Source organism: Micromonospora sp. NPDC048868 (genome assembly GCF_043198195.1).
Lineage (GTDB): Bacteria > Actinomycetota > Actinomycetes > Mycobacteriales > Micromonosporaceae > Micromonospora > Micromonospora reichwaldensis.
Map to the genome: position 1 here is coordinate 156,496 of NZ_JBICUN010000005.1, position 16,202 is coordinate 172,697.

The following is a 16,202-nucleotide window of genomic DNA, read 5'->3' on the forward strand; positions in this document are numbered from 1 at the left end:
CTCCTCATCACGCCTGGACCTGCTGACCTGCACCGCCGTCGAGCACCACCTCGACCCCGGTCCGTACGGGCGCCCCGGGCGCGGCGGGCGCCACCGGCAGCGCCCGCTCGACGTACTCGCAGAGGAGGTGGCTGGTCACGAGGTGGAGTTCCTGCACGACCTGGCTGTCGGCCGACCCGACGGCGAGCACGTCGTGGCACAGCTCCGCCAGGGGGTTGGGGGCGGGGCCGGTCAGGGCCCAGCAGGTGAGCCCGCTGTCGCGGCCGGCCCGGGCGGCGGCGAGCAGGTTGGCGCTGGTGCCGCTGGTCGACAGCAGCAGCAGGACGTCGCCGGCGCGGCCGTGGGCGCGTACCTGGCGGGCGAAGACCTCGTCGTAGCCGTAGTCGTTGCCGATGGCGGTCATCGCGGAGGTCTCCGCGTGCAACGCGAGGGCGGACAGGGGCTGGCGGTCGTCGCGGAGCTTCCCGACGAGTTCGGCGGTGAGGTGCTGGGCCTCGGCGGCGCTGCCGCCGTTGCCGGCCACCAGCAGCCGGCCGCCGTCGACCAGCCGACGCGCGAGGGCCTCCCCCCACCGGGCCAGCAGCGTCTCGTGCCGCCGGAAGGGCACCAGCGCCGCCGCCAGGTTCGTCAGGTGCGTGTCCAGCGGCGTGGGTGCCGCCATCAGGCCACCACCCGGGTCGGCCGGTGGACCGCCACGTCGCCGTAGACCTCCACCAGCCGCTCCGCCGTGGCCGCCCAGGAGTACCGCCGCCGGGCCCGTTCCCGCGCCGCCGTCGCGTACGCGAAGCGGCGGATCCGGTCGTCGAGCAACCCCTGGATCGCGGCGCCCAGCGCACACGGGTCCCGGGCCGGCACCAGGTCGCCGGTGACGCCCTCGACCACGGTGTCCTTGATCCCGCCGACGGCGGTGCCCACCACGGGCACGCCGCACGCCATCGCCTCCAGCGGGGTGAGCCCGAACGGCTCGTACCAGGGGGCGGCCACCAGGACGTCCGCCGAGCGGTACCAGCGGCCCATCTCCTCGCGGGGCACCGCGCCGACCAGTCGCACCCGGTCGGCGACCCCGCAGCTGACCGCGAGGGCGCGCAGCCGGCGGGCGTACGGGTCGGTCTCCAGCAGGCCGGCGGGCGGGCCGCCGACGACCACGCACTCGGCCTCGGGCACGTACGCCATCGCCCGCACCACGGTCTGGAAGCCCTTGCGTTCGACCAGCCGGCCGACGGTCAGGATCCGCGGCCGGCCGTCCTCCCGCTCGGCGGTCGGCCCCAGCGGGGCGAACGTGCCCAGGTTGACCCCGGACGGCACGACCGTCATCCGGGAGCGGGGCACGCCCATCCGGACCAGCTCGCCGACCTCGTCGCGGCACTGGGCGATGACCCGGTCGACGGCCCGGCCCAACTCCCGCTCGTAGCCGATCCGGCGGGCCGGGCTGGTGTCCTGCACGCCCTGGTGCCGCCGCTTGACCACCCCCAGGGCGTGGTACGTCTGCACGACCGGAACGCCGGTCTGCCGGCTGGCCGCCAGCGCGGCGAGGCCGCTCATCCAGAAGTGCGCGTGGATCACCTCGGGCATCCAGTCGCCGCCCCGCCACCGGTCGACCAGCCAACGGCTGAACTCCCGCATGTGCGGCAGCAGGGCGTCCTTGGCGACCGGCTCGGCCGGCCCCGCCGGGACGTGCACCACGTCGTAGCCGTCGGCACTGCGTACGGTCACCGGCAGGTCCACGGCGTCGCGGCGGGTGTAGACCCGCACGTCGTGTCCGGCGGCCGCGAGGGCGGCGGAGAGCTCGGCGACATGCGTGTTCTGACCGCCGGCGTCCTCGCCGCCCAGGATGGCGAGCGGGCTGGCGTGCTCCGAGATCATCGCGATGCGCATACTTCCTCCTCCAGCAGCCGGTCCCAGTCGGCGAGGAAACGGTCGAGGCCGTAGCGGTCCCGGGCGGCGACGCGGGCCCGCTCCCCCGCCCGGCGTGCCTCCGCCGGCTCGTCGACGAACCGGCGGGCGGCGTCGAGCAGGGTGTCGAGCCGGGTGGACAGCGCGCCCGCCTCCGGTGGCACCGCCATCGCCGCCTCCGTGGCGGCCAGCGCGACCACCGGCATCCCGATGGACATCGCCTCGATCAGGCTCAGCCCCAGCGAGGTCCACCGGCACAGGTGGAGGTACGCCCGCCGCCGCCCCAACTCGGCGTGCATCCGGTGCTGGGGCAGGTCGTCGTGGCTGGTGAGCCGGTCGGCGGGCAGGCCCAGGTGCTCGGCCAGCCCCGCCACCTTCATGCCGAAGACGTCCAGCGGGGCGATCTCGGCGAAGCGGGGCAGCAGGTCGGTGCCGGTGACCCGCCCCCGGCGTACCGGCTCGTTGATCACCACGGCCAGCCGCTCGAACTCGCCCGTGTACCGCACGGCGGGAGGGACGATGCCGTGGTCGACCACGGTGGTGCGGGTGGCGCCGGTGTCCCAGAACAGCTCGTTGAATCCGGTGACGTGCGCGACGAGCAGGTCGTCGCGGTCGGCCATGGGGTGCCGGCTGTTGGGCACGTCGCCGTCCTTGGGCGTGTTGTGCTCGACGTAGACGGCGGGTACGTCGCGGCCGGGCCGGCGGCCGAGCCACCGCTCGGCGAGGTCGATCTCCTCGGGGCGTTGCAGGACGACCAGGTCGACGTCGGCGGTGCGCAGCTGCTCGGGGGTCACCTCGACGGCCGTGTCGGGCCACGGGTAGGTGCGGGCGCGGCCGAGGCCGTAGGGGCCCCGGTCCGGGGTGACGGGCACCAGGTACCGGTGCTTGCCGTGCACGAACGACGTGGTCCAGGAGCCGTGCACGTGCCACAGGAGCAGGTTCATCGGCCGCTCCCGCCGGTGGTGGCCAGCGTCGGCCCGCTGGCGGACGGGCTGCCGGTGGGCGGCCCCGACCGGACCGACGGGGTCACCCCGAGCAGCCGCAGCGCGTCGACGACCTCCTCGGGGTCGACGTTGCTCAGGCAGGGGTGTCCGGGCACCGGGCAGCGCGCCGCCCGGGTGTCGCGGCAGGCGGCCTCCGCGTCGCCGAGGCGCACCGTGGGCACCCGCCACGGCCCCCACTGCCCGAACGGCACCGTGGGGGCGAACAGGCTGACCACCGGCACCCCGTGCGCGGCGGCGAGGTGGGCGGGGCCGGTGTTGCCGACCACGACCGCGCCGGCGCCGGCGACCGTCGCGGCCAGCCCGGCGAGGCCGGTCCGCCCGCCCAGGTCGACGGCGACGTCCCCGGCCACCCGCGCGGTCAGCTCCTGCTCGTCGGGGCCGCCGGTGACCACCACCCGGTGGCCGGCGGCCGTCAGGGCGCGGGCGATCCGCGCGGCCAGCTCCGGCGGGCAGCCCCGGGCCTGCGCCGCCGAGCCGGGGTGCAGCACCACGTAGCCGGGCGCACCGACCTCCGGCGGCGGCGCCTGCGCCGGACGCAGGTGCAGGGCGGGTCCGTCGTGGTCGGCGAGGGCGAAGCCGGCGGCGGCGGCGAGGGAGAGCGCGCGTTCCGGTTCGGGTACGCCGGCCGGCACGCGGTGCCGTACGTCGAGCAGGCTGCCCGGGTAGTCGTCGCTGATGGCGCTCACGCGCCCGACCCCGGCCAGGCGCAGCAGCAGGGCCAGGGGCAGGGGCGACTGGTGGAAGCTGGTGAAGACGACCGCCTCGTCGGCGTGCACGGCGGCGAGCCGGTCGGCGAGTCGACGCATGTCGGCGGGGTCGACGGGGTCGGGGGCGGGGTCGATCCAGGGCAGCCGGTGTACGACGATCTCGTCGACGCCGGGCAGGAGTTCCGCCGCGGCGCGTCCCCGGGGCCCGCACAGCAACACCACCCGCTCGGCGTGGGCGGCGACGGCGCGGATGGCGGGCCCGGTCACCAGCACGTCCCCGGCCGAGTCGGCGCGTACCACCAGCACGGTCCCCGCCCGCCGCCCGCGGGCGCCCCGCGCGGCGTCGGTGCCGGTGTCGGCCTGCCGGTAGGTGGCCGGGTCGAGCGCCGCCTGGCGGCGCAGGATCTCCGCCACCGCCGCCGGGAGATCGCGGGCCACCTGCGGGGCGGCGGCCACCTCCTGCGGGCAGGTCACCGGCGTGGGCACCAGGATCCCCGACGCGCCCGCGGCCGACGCCGCGATCATGTCCCGGCCGATGTCCCCCACCAGCACGCACCGCGCCGGCACGGTGCCCAGTTCCCGCGCCGCGGCGTGCACCAGCCCCGGCGCCGGCTTGCGGCACCCGCATCCGTCGCCGTCGTCGTGCGGACACACCAGCCAGGCGTCGAACGGCCCCAGCAACCGCTCGACCCGGGCGTGCACCGCCCGCATCTGCGCCTCGGTGAACAATCCACGGGCCAGGCCGGACTGGTTCGTCACCACCGCCAGCCGCAGGCCCGCCGCCCGCAGCCGGTCCAGGGCGGCCCGCGCTCCCGGCACCGGCCGTACCTTCTCGGGATCGCCGTTGTACGGCACGTCCTCGATCAGCGTGCCGTCGCGGTCCAGCAGCACCGCGTCGAACAGGACGGGCCCGGACCCCGCCGCGCCAGCGCCGGCAAAAACCCGGGCTGACCTGCGCTGATCCGGCTCCACCTGGTCCTGTCGCACAGCCGGCGGGTTCCCGGCGCCCCGGGGAGTAAACGTCGTCCCGGACGCGCCCCCCGCGTCGTACGCCGGCGGCGCCGACACGCCGGCTCGCAGGTGCCGTTACCCGTCGCCCGGGAGAAGCTAACCCGTCGGCACCGTTAGCCCCGGCCGCACCCAGGGTATGGGAGCGCAGTGGCGATTGTGGAGAAAGTGATCAAAGCTTCCCCGCAGCAGGTCTGGGCGGTGCTGGCGGACGGGTGGACGTACAGCGACTGGGTCGTGGGCACGGTGCACGTGCGCGACGTGGACGACGCCTGGCCCCGGGTGGGCAGCCAACTGCACCACAAGGCCGGGCCGTGGCCGTTCTCCCTGCACGACGTCTCCACGGTGCTGACCTGCGACCCGTCGCGCCGGTTGGTGATCCGCGCCGGCCTCTGGCCGGCCGGGGAGGCCATCGTGGTGTTCACCCTCGAAGCGGTCGGCGCGGACGCCACCCGGGTACGCATCGGCGAGGACTTCGCCGCCGGTCCGCTGCACTGGATACGCAACAAGATCAACGACCTGGTGCTGCACCAGCGCAACAAGGAGACCCTGACCCGGCTGGCCGACATCGCCATGCGGCAGAAGGCGGACGCATGACGCAGACCGTGGTGGTCACCGGGGCGAGCGCCGGCGTGGGACGGGCGGTCGCCCGCCGGTACGCCGAGCGCGGCGCCCGGCTCGCGCTGCTCGCCCGTGGCGAGGCCGGGCTGGCGGCCGCCGAGCGCGACTGCCGGGAGCTGGGCGCCTCGGAGGTGCGCACCTACCGGGTGGACGTGGCCGACGCCGGGGCGGTGCAGCAGGCCGCCGACGACGTGGTGCAGCGGTTCGGCGGCATCGACGTGTGGGTGAACAACGCGATGGTCTCGGTCTTCGCCCCGGCGTGGGAGATCCCGGCCACCGAGTTCCGGCGGGTCACCGAGGTCAACTACCTCGGCACCGTGCACGGCACCCTCGCGGCGCTGCGGCACATGCGGGCACGTGGGCGGGGCGCGGTCGTGCAGGTCGGCTCCGCGCTGGCCTACCGCGGGATCCCGTTGCAGTCGGCGTACTGCGCGAGCAAGCACGCCATCCAGGGCTTCAACGACTCGCTGCGGGCGGAACTGCTGCACGACTGCCCGGGCGTGAAGCTGTCGATGGTGCAACTGCCGGCGATCAACACCCCGCAGTTCTCCTGGGTACGCACCCGGCTGCCCCGGCACCCCCAGCCCGTACCGCCGATCTTCGCACCCGAGGTGGCCGCGAAGGCGATCGTCTGGGCGGCCGACCACGGGCCGCGCGAGCTGAACGTGGGTGGCCCGACCTGGCGCGCCCGGCTCGGCGACGTCCTCGCCCCCGGCCTGCTCGACCGGAAGCTGGCACGCGACGGCTACGACAGCCAGCAGACCGAGACCCCGATCGACCCGGCCGCCTGGCGGGACAACCTGGACCGTCCCGGGGACGACGAACGGGACCGGGGCGCGGCGGGCGTGTTCACCGACCGGGCCCGGGGCCGCTCGGCCGCCCTGTGGATCGGTACGCACAAGCCGGCCGTCTCCGGCGCCGCCCTGGCGGGCCTGGCGGTGGCCCTCACCGCGCTGGCCCGCCGCCTCCGCTGACTGGAACAGGCCCTCGTCGGGGGCGGAAGACGGGGCGGTAGGGGTGGCCTTTTCGACCCGGATGTGGCAACTGGCTACGCTCTGAGGGAGCCCTGTCCGCCGACCGAGGATGTCCGACATGATCGAACCCGTGCAGTTGCCCGTGCCGTGGCGGGACGCACGCCTGACCGTCGTGGTTCCCACCTACAACGAGGCGGGCAACCTCCCGGTGCTGGTCGAGCGGCTGCTGGCCCTGCCGCTGCCGGGCCTGAAGATCCTGGTCGCCGACGACAACTCGCCGGACGGCACGGGTGAGGTGGCGGACAAGCTGGCCATCGAGCACCCCGACCGCGTCGAGGTCGTGCACCGGGCCGGCAAGGAGGGCCTCGGCCGGGCCTACGTGGACGGCATCGGGCGCGCCCTCGAGGGCGGCGCGGAGTACGTGGCGCAGATGGACGCCGACCTGTCGCACCCGCCGGAGGCGCTGCCGGGCATGCTCGGCGCGCTGCTCTCCACCCAGGCCGGCGTCGTGATCGGCTCCCGGTACGTGCCGGGCGGCGAGCTGGACGAGAACTGGCCGCTCTACCGGCGGGCGCTCAGCGGCTGGGCCAACCTCTACGTGCACACGCTGCTGCGGGTCCGGATCCGCGACCTCACCGCCGGCTTCAAGATCTGGCGGGCGGACGCGCTGCGCGACATCGGCCTGGAGCGGGTGCAGTCCAACGGCTACAGCTTCCAGGTGGAGATGCACTACCTGGCCACGAAGCTGGGGCACACCATCCTGGAGGTGCCGATCCGCTTCGAGGAACGGCGCGACGGCGCGTCCAAGATGACCACCGCGACCAAGATCGAGAGCGCACTGATGCCGTTCAAGCTGCGCAGCAAGCACCGCAACATCGAGCGCTGACCCGACCCGATCCCCGCTGTGCCGCCCTGCCCTGCCCTGCCCTGCTCCGCCCCGCCCCGCTGCCACGCCATGCCCTGCCCTGGTCCCGGGTCCCGTTCAGCGGGCCGGGCCCGGGGCGGCAGGCGAACGGCGGCGGACGACGGACGGCTGGAGCAAGGACCGCGGCGAGCGGTAGAGGCAGCGAGCGGCGGACGGGCGGAGCGGCGGACGGGCGGAGCGGCGGACGGGCGGAGCGGCGGACGGGCGGAGCGGCGGACGGGCGGAGCGGCGGACGGGCGACCTTGAGTCCCGGCCGTCCGCCGCGCGGAACGTCCGACACCCGGCACCGCGACTTCGGAGCGTAACCCTCACCTTCCGTGACTTTCGAGCCCGCCTCGGGATCGCCACTCTCCGCCCTTTGCTCTGCAGCCACGGACGCACCACGTCGCTGACCTGGGGCTGACTCGCCGTCGGTGCGGCGGAACCGTCCGCACACCGTTACCCGCAGCAACCGTTGCGTATATGGATGCAGAGCAAAGGGTGCGGTGAGCGACCCGTGCGGCCAGCGCTCCCCTCACTGTCCGTCAACGACTTCACCACAATCCGCCGGCGGGCACGCGCCCGTCCGGGTGCCCTGCTGGCCCGGATCCGCGAAGAGTCGGCCTGTTCATCCAGGCCGCAGTGCACAGCGCCCCGCGCACGGCGCACGATGCCCCGCACACGGCACACGGCACACGACCCCCCGCGCACGACGCACGGCGCACGGCGCGAGCCTGTCGCCTTCGCCGTGCTGGCGGTCAGCGGTAGATCGCGCGGTGGGCGGCGTCGATCCCGGCCGCGTACAGCGGGCCGGTGAGGGCGCGGTCGCGGGCCAGGGCGGCGCGGGCCGCGTTCGCGCCGGGTGCGCCGTGCACGCCGCCGCCCGGGTGCGCCGACGCGCTGGCCAGGAAGAGCCGGTCCACCGGGGTGTCCGCGCGGCCCAGGCCGGGGATCGGGCGCAGGAACAGCTGCTGGTACGCGGCGGCGGTGCCGCCGCCCAGCGCGCCGCCGACCAGGCTCGGGTCGCCCGCCTCCAGGTCGGCCGGACCGGCCACGTGCCGACCCACGATCAGGCTGCGGAAGCCCGGCGCGGCCTCCTCCAGCACCTGCTCCATCCGCTCGACGTGCGCGGCGATCTCGTCGGCCCGCCACTTCTGGCGGAACGGCAGGTGGGTGTACGACCAGAGCGACTCCGTGCCCGGCGGCGAGTGGCTCGGGTCGGCCACCGACATCTGTCCCAGCAGCAGGAACGGGTCGCGCGGGATCTCCTTGCGGGCCAACGCGGCGGCGTAGCTGGTGAGGCCGTCCAGGTCCGCCCCCAGGTGCACGGTGCCGGCGTTGGCGACCGCCCGGTTGGTCCACGGCACGGGGGCCGACAGCGCCCAGTCCACCTTGAGGGTCGATCCGTCCCAGCGGAAGTGCGCCAGGTCCTCCACCAGCCGGGGCGGCAGCGCCGCCGCGCCGACCAGGTCCAGGTAGAGAGCGGGCGCGGGGACGTCGGCGAGCACCGCGCGGCGGGCCCGCCAGAGGGCGCCGCCCGTGGTACGCACGCCCATCGCCCGGCCGCGGGCGGTCAGCACCCGGTCGACGTGTGCGCCGTAGAGGATCCGGCCACCCCGCTCGGTCAGCCGGGCCACCAGCGCGTCGGTGATCTTCTGGGCGCCGCCGTCGGGCACCGGCCAGCCGACCTGCTGGCCGAGCATGGCGAGCAGCCAGCCGTACACGCCGGAACCGGCCTCCTCGGGCGACAGGTCGGTGTGCAGGGCGCAGCCGGCCAGCAGCACCGGGCCGCCCTCGCCCTCGAAGAGTTCGTCGCCGAGCTTGCGCACCGGCACCACCAGCCGCCGGGCCAGTCGCAGCGCCCCGGACACGCGCAGCCGGCGCAGCAGGGTCAGGCCCCCACGCACCGGCGGGAACGGCCTGGTGATGCTCTCCAGCATCGGCTCGGCCACCTGGCGCCAGTCGTCGTACGCGTGCAGCCAGCGCTTGCCGTCGCCCGGGGCGAACGCCTCCAGCGAGGCCGCGGTGGCCTCCGGGTCGCGGTTGAGCACCGCCGCCCGGCCGTCGGGCAGCAGGTGGGCCAGCACGTCCGGGGAGTGCCGCCAGCGCAGCCCGTACCGGTCGAGCCCCAGCCCGCGCAGCACCGGCGAGGCGTAGCCGAGGGGATAGAAGGAGCTGTAGAGGTCGCTCAGGTAGCCGGGGGCCGTCACCTCGGCGGAACGCACCGCCCCGCCCGGGGTCTCCGTGGCCTCCAGCACCAGCACGTCCCAGCCGGCGTCAGCGAGCAGATTGGCGGCGACCAGGCCGTTGTGGCCTGCTCCCACGATGACGGCGTCCGCGCTCTCCGCGCCGGGCGAACTCATCCGATCCGCCTACCCGGCCAGCAACCGGGCGAAACGCGTTTGCCACGCCGGGGCCGGGGCATGCACTGCCATGTACACGGTTGCGCAGCTCATAGGCGGAGTGTGGGGCGCGGGCGGCGAGGGTGGCGAGTTGGTCGTACGCGATCCGGCCGACGGCTCCCCGGTCAGCTCGGCGCCGGTGGCGACGGCCGACGAGGTCGGCAAGGCGGTGGAGGCGACGCGCGGCGTCGCGGCGGAGTGGGCGGCGACCGCCCCGGCGGAACGGGCGGCGGCCCTGCACCGGGCGGCGGACGCCGTGGCGGCGGTGGCCGACGACCTGGCCCGGGCCACGACGGCCGAGATGGGCAAGCCCCTGTCGGACGCCCGGGGCGGCGTGGAGGCGGGGATCGGCACGCTGCGACAGTACGCGGAACTCGCCCCCGTGCGCGGCGGGCGGACCCTGCACGGCGCCACCCACGCCCTCGACTTCATGACGCCGCAGCCGCGCGGGGTGGTCGCCGCGATCACCCCGTGGAACGACCCGGTGGCGGTCTCCTGCGGGCTGCTCGGCGCGGCCCTGGTCACCGGCAACGTGGTGCTGCACAAGCCGAGCGAGCGTGCCCCGGCGACCGGCTGGCTGCTGGCGAAGGCGTTCGACTCCGCGCTGCCGCCCGGGGTGCTGTCGCTGCTGACCGGGGGCCCGGAGGTCGGCGCGGCGCTGGCCGCCCAACAGGTCGACGTCGTCGCCCACGTCGGCTCCACCGCCACCGGGCGGGCCATCGCGGCCGCGGCGGCACGGACCGGGGCGAAGGTGCTCCTGGAGAACGGCGGCAGCGATCCGCTCGTCGTGGACGGCGACGTCGACCCGGTGTGGGCGGCCGGGCAGGCGGCGATCGGCGCGTTCGCCAACGCGGGGCAGATCTGCGTCGCGGTGGAGCGGATCTACGTGCACCGGGACGTCGCGGAGGACTTCGCGCTGGCGCTGGTGGAGCGGGCCACGAAGCTGCGGACGGGCCCGGGCGGCGACCCGCGTACCGAACTGGGGCCGCTGGTGGACCGGCGGCACCGCGACCACGTGCACGGGCAGGTGACCGCGGCGGTGGCGCAGGGCGCGCGGATCCGCACCGGCGGCACGCTGCCCGACGGGCCGGGGGCGTTCTACCCGGCGACCGTGCTCACCGACTGCCGGCACGACATGACGGTGGTACGCGAGGAGACGTTCGGGCCGGTCGCCCCGATCGTGGCCGTCGACTCGCTCTCCGAGGCGCTGCGGTGCGCCGCCGACTCCCCGTACGGGCTGGCCGCGACGGTGCTGACCGGATCGATGAGTCACGCCCAGCGCGCCTGGCGGGAACTGCCCGTGGGCACCGTGAAGGTCAACGCGGTGTTCGGCGGCGCGCCGGGCGGTGCCGCGCACCCGCGTCGGGGCAGCGGGCACGGCTTCGGCTACGGGCCGGAACTGCTGGACGAGTTCACCGCGACGAAGGCGGTGCACATCGAGGCACCCGGCGGCGGCCACTGGTGAGACACGCGCGGGGGCTGTCCGCGCCCGGACAGCCCCCGCGTCGCGTACCCGAAAGGTGGCCTCAGCGGCCGCGGGCCTTGGCGGTCCGGCGGTTGTTCGCCTTCTCGATGGCCTTGACCAGTTCGGGCTTCGTCATGCTCGAACGGCCGGGCACGTCCAGCTTGCGGGCCACCTTCATCAGGTGGTCCTTGGTGGCGTTGGCGTCCACCCCGCCGGCCGTGGGCGCCCGGCGCTCCGGTCCGCCGCCGGCCGCCTGGCGGTCGCTCGGCCCCTTGCGGCCCTTGGGCTCCCAGTGGTCGCCCACCTTCTCGAACTCGTGCTTGACGGCGGCGAAGGCGGTGCGGTGCGCCCGCTCCCCCTCGCCGTACGTCTCCACGGCCGAGTCGTGCGTCTTCTCCCAGGTGCGCTGCGCCTTCTTGGGGGAGCGTCGCAGCGTGCTGGGCAGTACCTCGCGCCCGGGCATCTCGTCCTCCTCCGCGTCGATGGGTTCCCCTGACCGTTCCCCCGCGTCCGGTCGGCAAACCGGAGGGCGGGTTTGTCGATTTCCGGCCAGGGGTACCGGCGGGCCAGGCGAAGCCGGATGCACCGGGCCATCCGGCGGCCGGGGCGCAGGGAGCGGGCATGACGACGACGGAACCCGGCGCGGTGCCTGCCGGGGAGCGGCGACCGCGGATCCCCCGCCGGGTACGGCAGCTGAGCTGGCGCACCTGGCGCGGAGTGCTGGTGCGCAGCGTGCGCAACTTCGTCAAGGACAACTGCGCGGACTGGGCCGCCGCGCTGACCTACTACGGGGTGCTCGCGCTCTTCCCGTCCACGATCGTGGTGGTCGCCCTGGTCGGGCTGGTGTCCAACGGCGAACAGACCGTCGACACCGTGCTGGACCTGGCCCGGGACATGGGCGCCGGCTCGGTGGTGGCAAACGAGGGCTTCGTCGGCGTGGTGCGGGGCGTGGTCGACCAGAACGACTCGGCCAGCGCGCTGCTGAGCTTCGGTCTGCTCGGTGCCCTCTGGTCGGCCTCCGGCTTCATCGGGGCGTTCACCCGGGCCTCCAACGCCGTCTACGGGGTCGAGGAGGGGCGGCCGGTCTGGAAGCTGCGGCCGGTGCAGATCGGCCTGGCGGCGATCTCGCTGGTGCTGTTGGCGATCGTCGCCACCGGGCTGATCGTCAGCGGGCCGGTCACCGACGCGGTGGGCGACCTGATCAACGCCGGCGGACTGGCGCGTACGGCGTGGAGCATCGCCAAGTGGCCCGTGCTCGCGATGATCATGATGGTGCTGCTGAGCCTGCTGTTCTGGACCGCGCCGAACGTCCGGCAGCCGCGGTTCCGCTGGCTCACCCCGGGCGGCGCGGTGGCGCTGGTGGCCTGGGCCCTCGCCTCCTTCGGCTTCGGCCTCTACGTGGCCAACTTCGGCTCGTACGACGCCACCTACGGCAGCCTCGGTGCGGTCATCGCCTTCCTGGTCTGGCTCTACCTGTCCAACTCGGCGCTGATGCTCGGCGTGCAGATCAACGCGGAACTCCAGCGCGGCCGGGTGCTCCAGGCCGGCGAGCCGGACCCCGACGAGCCGGTCCTGCCCCCGAAGACGCCGGCCGCCACGTGACCCGTACGGGTTTACCGGCCGCGACGCCGGTGCGCCCGTTTACCGCCGGTGCCACCGGGTAGCGCAGAAGGCATGGAACGTGGCAGCAGCAAGCACGGACCGAGGGTCGACGAGCAGATGAGCCGGGAGGTCAGCGGCCTCGTGCAGGGGCCGGGGACCGGCGGCTCGCGGGTCGACGAGTCCCGTGTGCCGGAGCCGGCGGGTGAGGACCAGCCGGAGCCGACCACGGCCCCGGCCGGCGACCTGCGTACGGGCGCGCCCAAGGGGATGAGCTCCGAGGACGTCGAGCGACGCAGCCGGCTCGGCCGGTTCATCACGATGGCCGCCCTGCCCGGTGACCGGGAGACGTTGATCGCCAACGCGCGGGACAACGAGGCGCCGGCGGACATCCTCGCCGAACTGGAACGGCTGCCCGAGGGCACCCGCTACCAGACGATCTCCGAGGTGTGGGCGGCGCTCGGCCACAAGAACGAGACGACCCGTTGGTGACCGGATCCCCGCACGATCCGGCCCGTCACCGGCGGACGAAGGAGGATGCCTTATGAGTGGCGTTACCGAACACGTGGACGTCTCCGTCCCGGTCCGCACCGCGTACGACCAGTGGACCCAGTTCGAGGACTTCCCCCACTTCATGGAGGGGGTCCAGGAGGTCCGGCAGCTGACGGACACGATGACCCACTGGACGGTGGAGATCGCCGGGGTGAAGCGGGAGTTCGACGCCGAGATCACCGAGCAACTCCCGGACGAGCGGGTCGCGTGGCGCTCCACGGGCGGCACCCAGCAGGCCGGCGTGGTGACCTTCCACCGGCTGGACCCGGACACCACCCGGGTCACGCTCCAGCTCGAGTTCGAACCGCACGGCGTGGTCGAGCAGGCCGGCGACAAGCTCGGCGTCGTCGACCGGCGCGCGAAGGGCGACCTGGAGCGGTTCAAGCAGTTCATCGAGCGACGCGGTCAGGAGACCGGCGCCTGGCGCGGCAAGGTCGACCGCCCGCAGCCCTGATTCCCCGCCCCCGGGTGTGAACCTCCGATGGCCGCCGGCTCCCCCGGCGGCCATCGTCGTTTGCGGGGACCCGGCCGGGGTACCGCGACTGGCATGACGGACGACGACAAGGTGTGGCGGGACGAGGAACGGACTTCGCTCCAGGAACTGGACCGGGCCGTCGCGCGGTCGACCCTGGACGGCCAGGCCGACGACGTGACGGGGAACGACGCCGGCGAGGAGGCGGCCTTCGGGCACGGCCCGGAGGCGACGGACCGGGGCGGGCAGGCCGCCGGTACGGGCCGCGAGCCGACCGACCCGGAACGCGCGTACCGGCCCTCGACGACCGGCCGGACCGGACCCGACACGATGTGAACGCCCGGCGCGGCGGGCGGGCCCACAGGGGTCCGCCCGCCGCGTCGCTCAGCGGGGCGTGGAAGGCGGCCGGCGGGTGCCGGCGGCGTGCAGGGCGATCAGGCCCAGCGCGAGGACGACGAGCGCCGGCCCGAGCAGTTCGACCGAGGTGTTGCCGAGCAGCACCCCGATGCCGGCGGGCACCAGCGCGCCGCCCAGCCCGGCCGCGGCGATCTGGAGCCCGATGGTCCGGTCCGCGTGCGCCGCACCGACCCGCTCGGCGGTGGTGAGGGTGAGCAGCGGGAAGACCGGGGCGGCGGCGAAGCCGACGACGAACAGCCCGGCGACGGCGACCCAGGCCGGTGCCGGCAGCGCGATCAGGACCGCGCCGACCGCCATCCCGGCGAGGCTGCCCCGCAGCACCACCGCCGCGCCCAGCCGTTCGGCCACCACGCCCTGCACGACGCGCCCGACGAACAGGCTGCCCCAGTAGCCCGAGACGCAGACGCCGGCGACTGCCGCGCCGAGGCCGCGTCCCTCGGTCAGCAGCAGGAACGCCCAGAGCCCGGCCGCCACCTCGATGGCCACGTAGACGGCGAAGGCCGACGCGCCGAGCCAGACCGCCGGCAGGCGCAGCGTCTCGCGTACCCGGGTGACGGTCGGTGGGGCGACGGCCGCCTCCCCGGCGGCGGACGCGGCCTGCTCGCGGGCCGGGGCGCGGTCCCGCCAGGCCCGCACGGTCAGCGCGAACGCGGCGGCCAGCGCGAGCTGGGCCCCCGCCACCAGGCCGTAGCCCCAGCGCCAGGAGAGCCCGGCGCTGAGCGCGCCGGTCATGATCAACGGTCCGAGCGCCACGCCGAGGCCGAAGAACGCGTGCATCCAGTTCATGTGCCGGGGGCCGAAGGCGCCAGCCGCGTACGCGTTCAGGCCGGAGTCGATCGCGCCGGAGCCCAGGCCGAGCACCAGCGCGCAGCCCACCATCAGGGTGAGCCCGGGCGTCGACGCGTAGCCGGTGAGCGCGAGGCTGGCCAGCAGCGTGCTGCCGGCGAGCAGCCAGCCGACGCCGAGCCGGGCCAGCGTGAAGCCGGCCAGCACGCTGGAGGTCAGGTAGCCGGCGGTGCCGGCGGTGAGCACGAGGCCGACGGCCTCGGTGGGCACGCCGAAGTCGGCCCGGATCGAGGGCCAGCCCACGCCGATCAGTCCGTCGGGCAGGCCGAGGCTGACGAAGGCGAGGTAGGCCAACAGGAGCAGCGAGGCGCGGGGCGGGGCGGTGGACACGGAGGACCATCCTGCCCTGAGTCGGCCGAGGCACCAGTCCGCCTCCCCCGGTGGGACGAAGATTACGGTCCGGACGGGCGGTAAAACGGACAGCTCATCCAGAATCGGCCGTTCGGCTGACGGCAAGTGCCGGGTCGCGAGCAAGACTTTCGGGATGCATCAGGGCTCCGGCATCCTCTCCACGCGTCAGCGCCGCCTGGCATGGCTCGGCTTCCTCCTCGCCGCGCTGCAGGCTCCCGTCTCCGCCAAGCTGGCATCGGACGACTCCTGGTTGTTCAGCCTCTGCGTCGCGCTGATGGTGGCGACCGTGATCATCGCCGACGACGCGGCCCGCCGCCGCCCGGCGGACGCCCGCTCCATGGAGTGACGCGGCAGCCGGCGCGACGGCATCCCGCCGCGCCGGCCGGATCATCCCGGCTTGACCGCGATCGCGCCGTCGACGGTGCGCAGGATCAGGCGCAGTACCTCGTGCCGGGAGGCACCGGTCTCGGCCAGGTAGGCCCAGCCGGCGTACAACTGGGACCAGATCAGGCTCTGCACCCACCCCGCCGGCAGCTCCGGGTCGATGGTGCCGTCGCGGTGCCCGCGTTCGACCATCGCGACGAAGTTCGGGTCGCACCCGCCGTCGATGGAACCGGCGCCGGTCTCCGGCTCGGTGAAGATCAGCGAGAGCAGAGTGCCGAGGTCGAAGTACTCCTGGCAGAGCCGGCGCACGGCCGACGCACCGGTGCCCTCGGCGATCCGCGCCTGGGCGGTCGCCCGGTCCAGCCGGGCGCCGGCCTCGGCGCCGACCGCCCCGAGCAGGTCGGCCCGCTCGGCGAAGTAGCGGTGCAACGTCGTACGCCCCACCTCGGCGGCGGCGGCGATGTCGCCGAGGGAGGCGGCGGGGTTGCGCCCCCACACCTCGATCGCCGCGTCGACGATGGCCTGGCGGGTCCGGGCGCGACTGCCGGACACCTGCTGGTCGGTCACGTCGGCGAGGATACCAACACGTCCTTTCGGAATACC

General features: G+C 74.9%; 17 protein-coding genes. 9 read left to right on the top strand and 8 right to left on the bottom strand.

The window, feature by feature from the left end:
• Positions 1 to 7 precede the first annotated feature (7 nt).
• From ACGFNF_RS10200 to ACGFNF_RS10215, 4 genes are read right to left on the bottom strand one after another with little or no spacing between them, the layout of a single operon-like run.
• Entirely contained in the window at positions 8 to 664 is a 657-nt protein-coding gene (locus tag ACGFNF_RS10200) for an SIS domain-containing protein (RefSeq protein WP_393167336.1), read from the bottom strand.
• Entirely contained in the window at positions 661 to 1,875 is a 1,215-nt protein-coding gene (locus tag ACGFNF_RS10205; protein ID WP_393167076.1) for a glycosyltransferase, read from the bottom strand. The genes ACGFNF_RS10200 and ACGFNF_RS10205 overlap by 4 nt, the downstream gene beginning before the upstream one ends.
• On the bottom strand, positions 1,860 to 2,837 hold the full coding sequence (locus ACGFNF_RS10210) for a glycosyltransferase (RefSeq protein ID WP_393167078.1): 978 nt from the start codon (positions 2,835 to 2,837) through the stop codon (positions 1,860 to 1,862). The genes ACGFNF_RS10205 and ACGFNF_RS10210 overlap by 16 nt, the downstream gene beginning before the upstream one ends.
• A complete protein-coding gene (locus tag ACGFNF_RS10215) occupies positions 2,834 to 4,495 on the bottom strand; it encodes an HAD-IIIA family hydrolase (RefSeq protein ID WP_393167080.1) in 1,662 nt (553 codons plus the stop codon). Before ACGFNF_RS10215 ends, ACGFNF_RS10210 begins: the two co-directional genes overlap by 4 nt.
• 285 nt (positions 4,496 to 4,780) lie before the next feature.
• On the opposite strand from ACGFNF_RS10215, the gene ACGFNF_RS10220 reads away from it, so the two are divergent.
• The 3 genes from ACGFNF_RS10220 to ACGFNF_RS10230 all read left to right on the top strand — a co-directional run bounded on the left by ACGFNF_RS10220 (position 4,781) and on the right by ACGFNF_RS10230 (position 7,093).
• Positions 4,781 to 5,209, top strand: a complete 429-nt coding sequence (locus tag ACGFNF_RS10220) for an SRPBCC family protein (RefSeq protein WP_357578849.1) — start codon at positions 4,781 to 4,783, stop codon at positions 5,207 to 5,209.
• The gene (locus ACGFNF_RS10225) at positions 5,206 to 6,207 is read left to right on the top strand and encodes an SDR family oxidoreductase (protein WP_393167082.1); all 1,002 of its coding nucleotides are present in this window, start codon (positions 5,206 to 5,208) and stop codon (positions 6,205 to 6,207) included. Before ACGFNF_RS10220 ends, ACGFNF_RS10225 begins: the two co-directional genes overlap by 4 nt.
• A gap of 118 nt (positions 6,208 to 6,325) precedes the next feature.
• A complete protein-coding gene (locus ACGFNF_RS10230; RefSeq protein ID WP_311414284.1) occupies positions 6,326 to 7,093 on the top strand; it encodes a polyprenol monophosphomannose synthase in 768 nt (255 codons plus the stop codon).
• A gap of 776 nt (positions 7,094 to 7,869) precedes the next feature.
• Here the strand turns inward: ACGFNF_RS10230 and ACGFNF_RS10235 are convergent.
• Entirely contained in the window at positions 7,870 to 9,474 is a 1,605-nt protein-coding gene (locus ACGFNF_RS10235; protein WP_393167084.1) for a phytoene desaturase family protein, read from the bottom strand.
• Positions 9,475 to 9,544: 70 nt separating this feature from the next.
• Between ACGFNF_RS10235 and ACGFNF_RS10240 the strand changes: the two genes are divergently transcribed.
• On the top strand, positions 9,545 to 10,978 hold the full coding sequence (locus ACGFNF_RS10240; protein WP_393167086.1) for an aldehyde dehydrogenase family protein: 1,434 nt from the start codon (positions 9,545 to 9,547) through the stop codon (positions 10,976 to 10,978).
• A gap of 61 nt (positions 10,979 to 11,039) precedes the next feature.
• Here the strand turns inward: ACGFNF_RS10240 and ACGFNF_RS10245 are convergent, their stop codons facing one another.
• Positions 11,040 to 11,441: a ChaB family protein gene (locus tag ACGFNF_RS10245; RefSeq protein ID WP_132235972.1), complete on the bottom strand. Its 402-nt coding sequence runs from the start codon at positions 11,439 to 11,441 to the stop codon at positions 11,040 to 11,042.
• Positions 11,442 to 11,599: 158 nt separating this feature from the next.
• On the opposite strand from ACGFNF_RS10245, the gene ACGFNF_RS10250 reads away from it, so the two are divergent.
• The 4 genes from ACGFNF_RS10250 (at position 11,600) to ACGFNF_RS10265 (ending at position 13,937) form a co-directional block, all read left to right on the top strand.
• Positions 11,600 to 12,580, top strand: a complete 981-nt coding sequence (locus ACGFNF_RS10250; RefSeq protein ID WP_393167088.1) for a YihY/virulence factor BrkB family protein — start codon at positions 11,600 to 11,602, stop codon at positions 12,578 to 12,580.
• Between the two features lie 72 nt (positions 12,581 to 12,652).
• A complete protein-coding gene (locus ACGFNF_RS10255) occupies positions 12,653 to 13,069 on the top strand; it encodes a DUF2795 domain-containing protein (RefSeq protein ID WP_357578844.1) in 417 nt (138 codons plus the stop codon).
• Positions 13,070 to 13,121: 52 nt separating this feature from the next.
• Complete coding sequence (locus ACGFNF_RS10260; protein ID WP_151455771.1) at positions 13,122 to 13,583, top strand: SRPBCC family protein; 462 nt, start codon at positions 13,122 to 13,124, stop codon at positions 13,581 to 13,583.
• 93 nt (positions 13,584 to 13,676) lie between these two features.
• Positions 13,677 to 13,937 (top strand): hypothetical protein, encoded by a 261-nt coding sequence (locus ACGFNF_RS10265; protein ID WP_393167090.1) that lies wholly within the window; start codon positions 13,677 to 13,679, stop codon positions 13,935 to 13,937.
• 48 nt (positions 13,938 to 13,985) lie between these two features.
• Here the strand turns inward: ACGFNF_RS10265 and ACGFNF_RS10270 are convergent, their stop codons facing one another.
• A complete protein-coding gene (locus ACGFNF_RS10270) occupies positions 13,986 to 15,194 on the bottom strand; it encodes an MFS transporter (RefSeq protein ID WP_393167092.1) in 1,209 nt (402 codons plus the stop codon).
• 154 nt (positions 15,195 to 15,348) lie between these two features.
• Here ACGFNF_RS10270 and ACGFNF_RS10275 point away from each other — a divergent pair, with 154 nt between their 5' ends.
• On the top strand, positions 15,349 to 15,561 hold the full coding sequence (locus ACGFNF_RS10275) for a hypothetical protein (RefSeq protein WP_132235960.1): 213 nt from the start codon (positions 15,349 to 15,351) through the stop codon (positions 15,559 to 15,561).
• Between the two features lie 41 nt (positions 15,562 to 15,602).
• On the opposite strand, the gene ACGFNF_RS10280 is transcribed toward ACGFNF_RS10275, so the two are convergent.
• A complete protein-coding gene (locus ACGFNF_RS10280; protein WP_357578840.1) occupies positions 15,603 to 16,166 on the bottom strand; it encodes a TetR/AcrR family transcriptional regulator in 564 nt (187 codons plus the stop codon).
• Between the last annotated feature and the right edge of the window lie 36 nt (positions 16,167 to 16,202).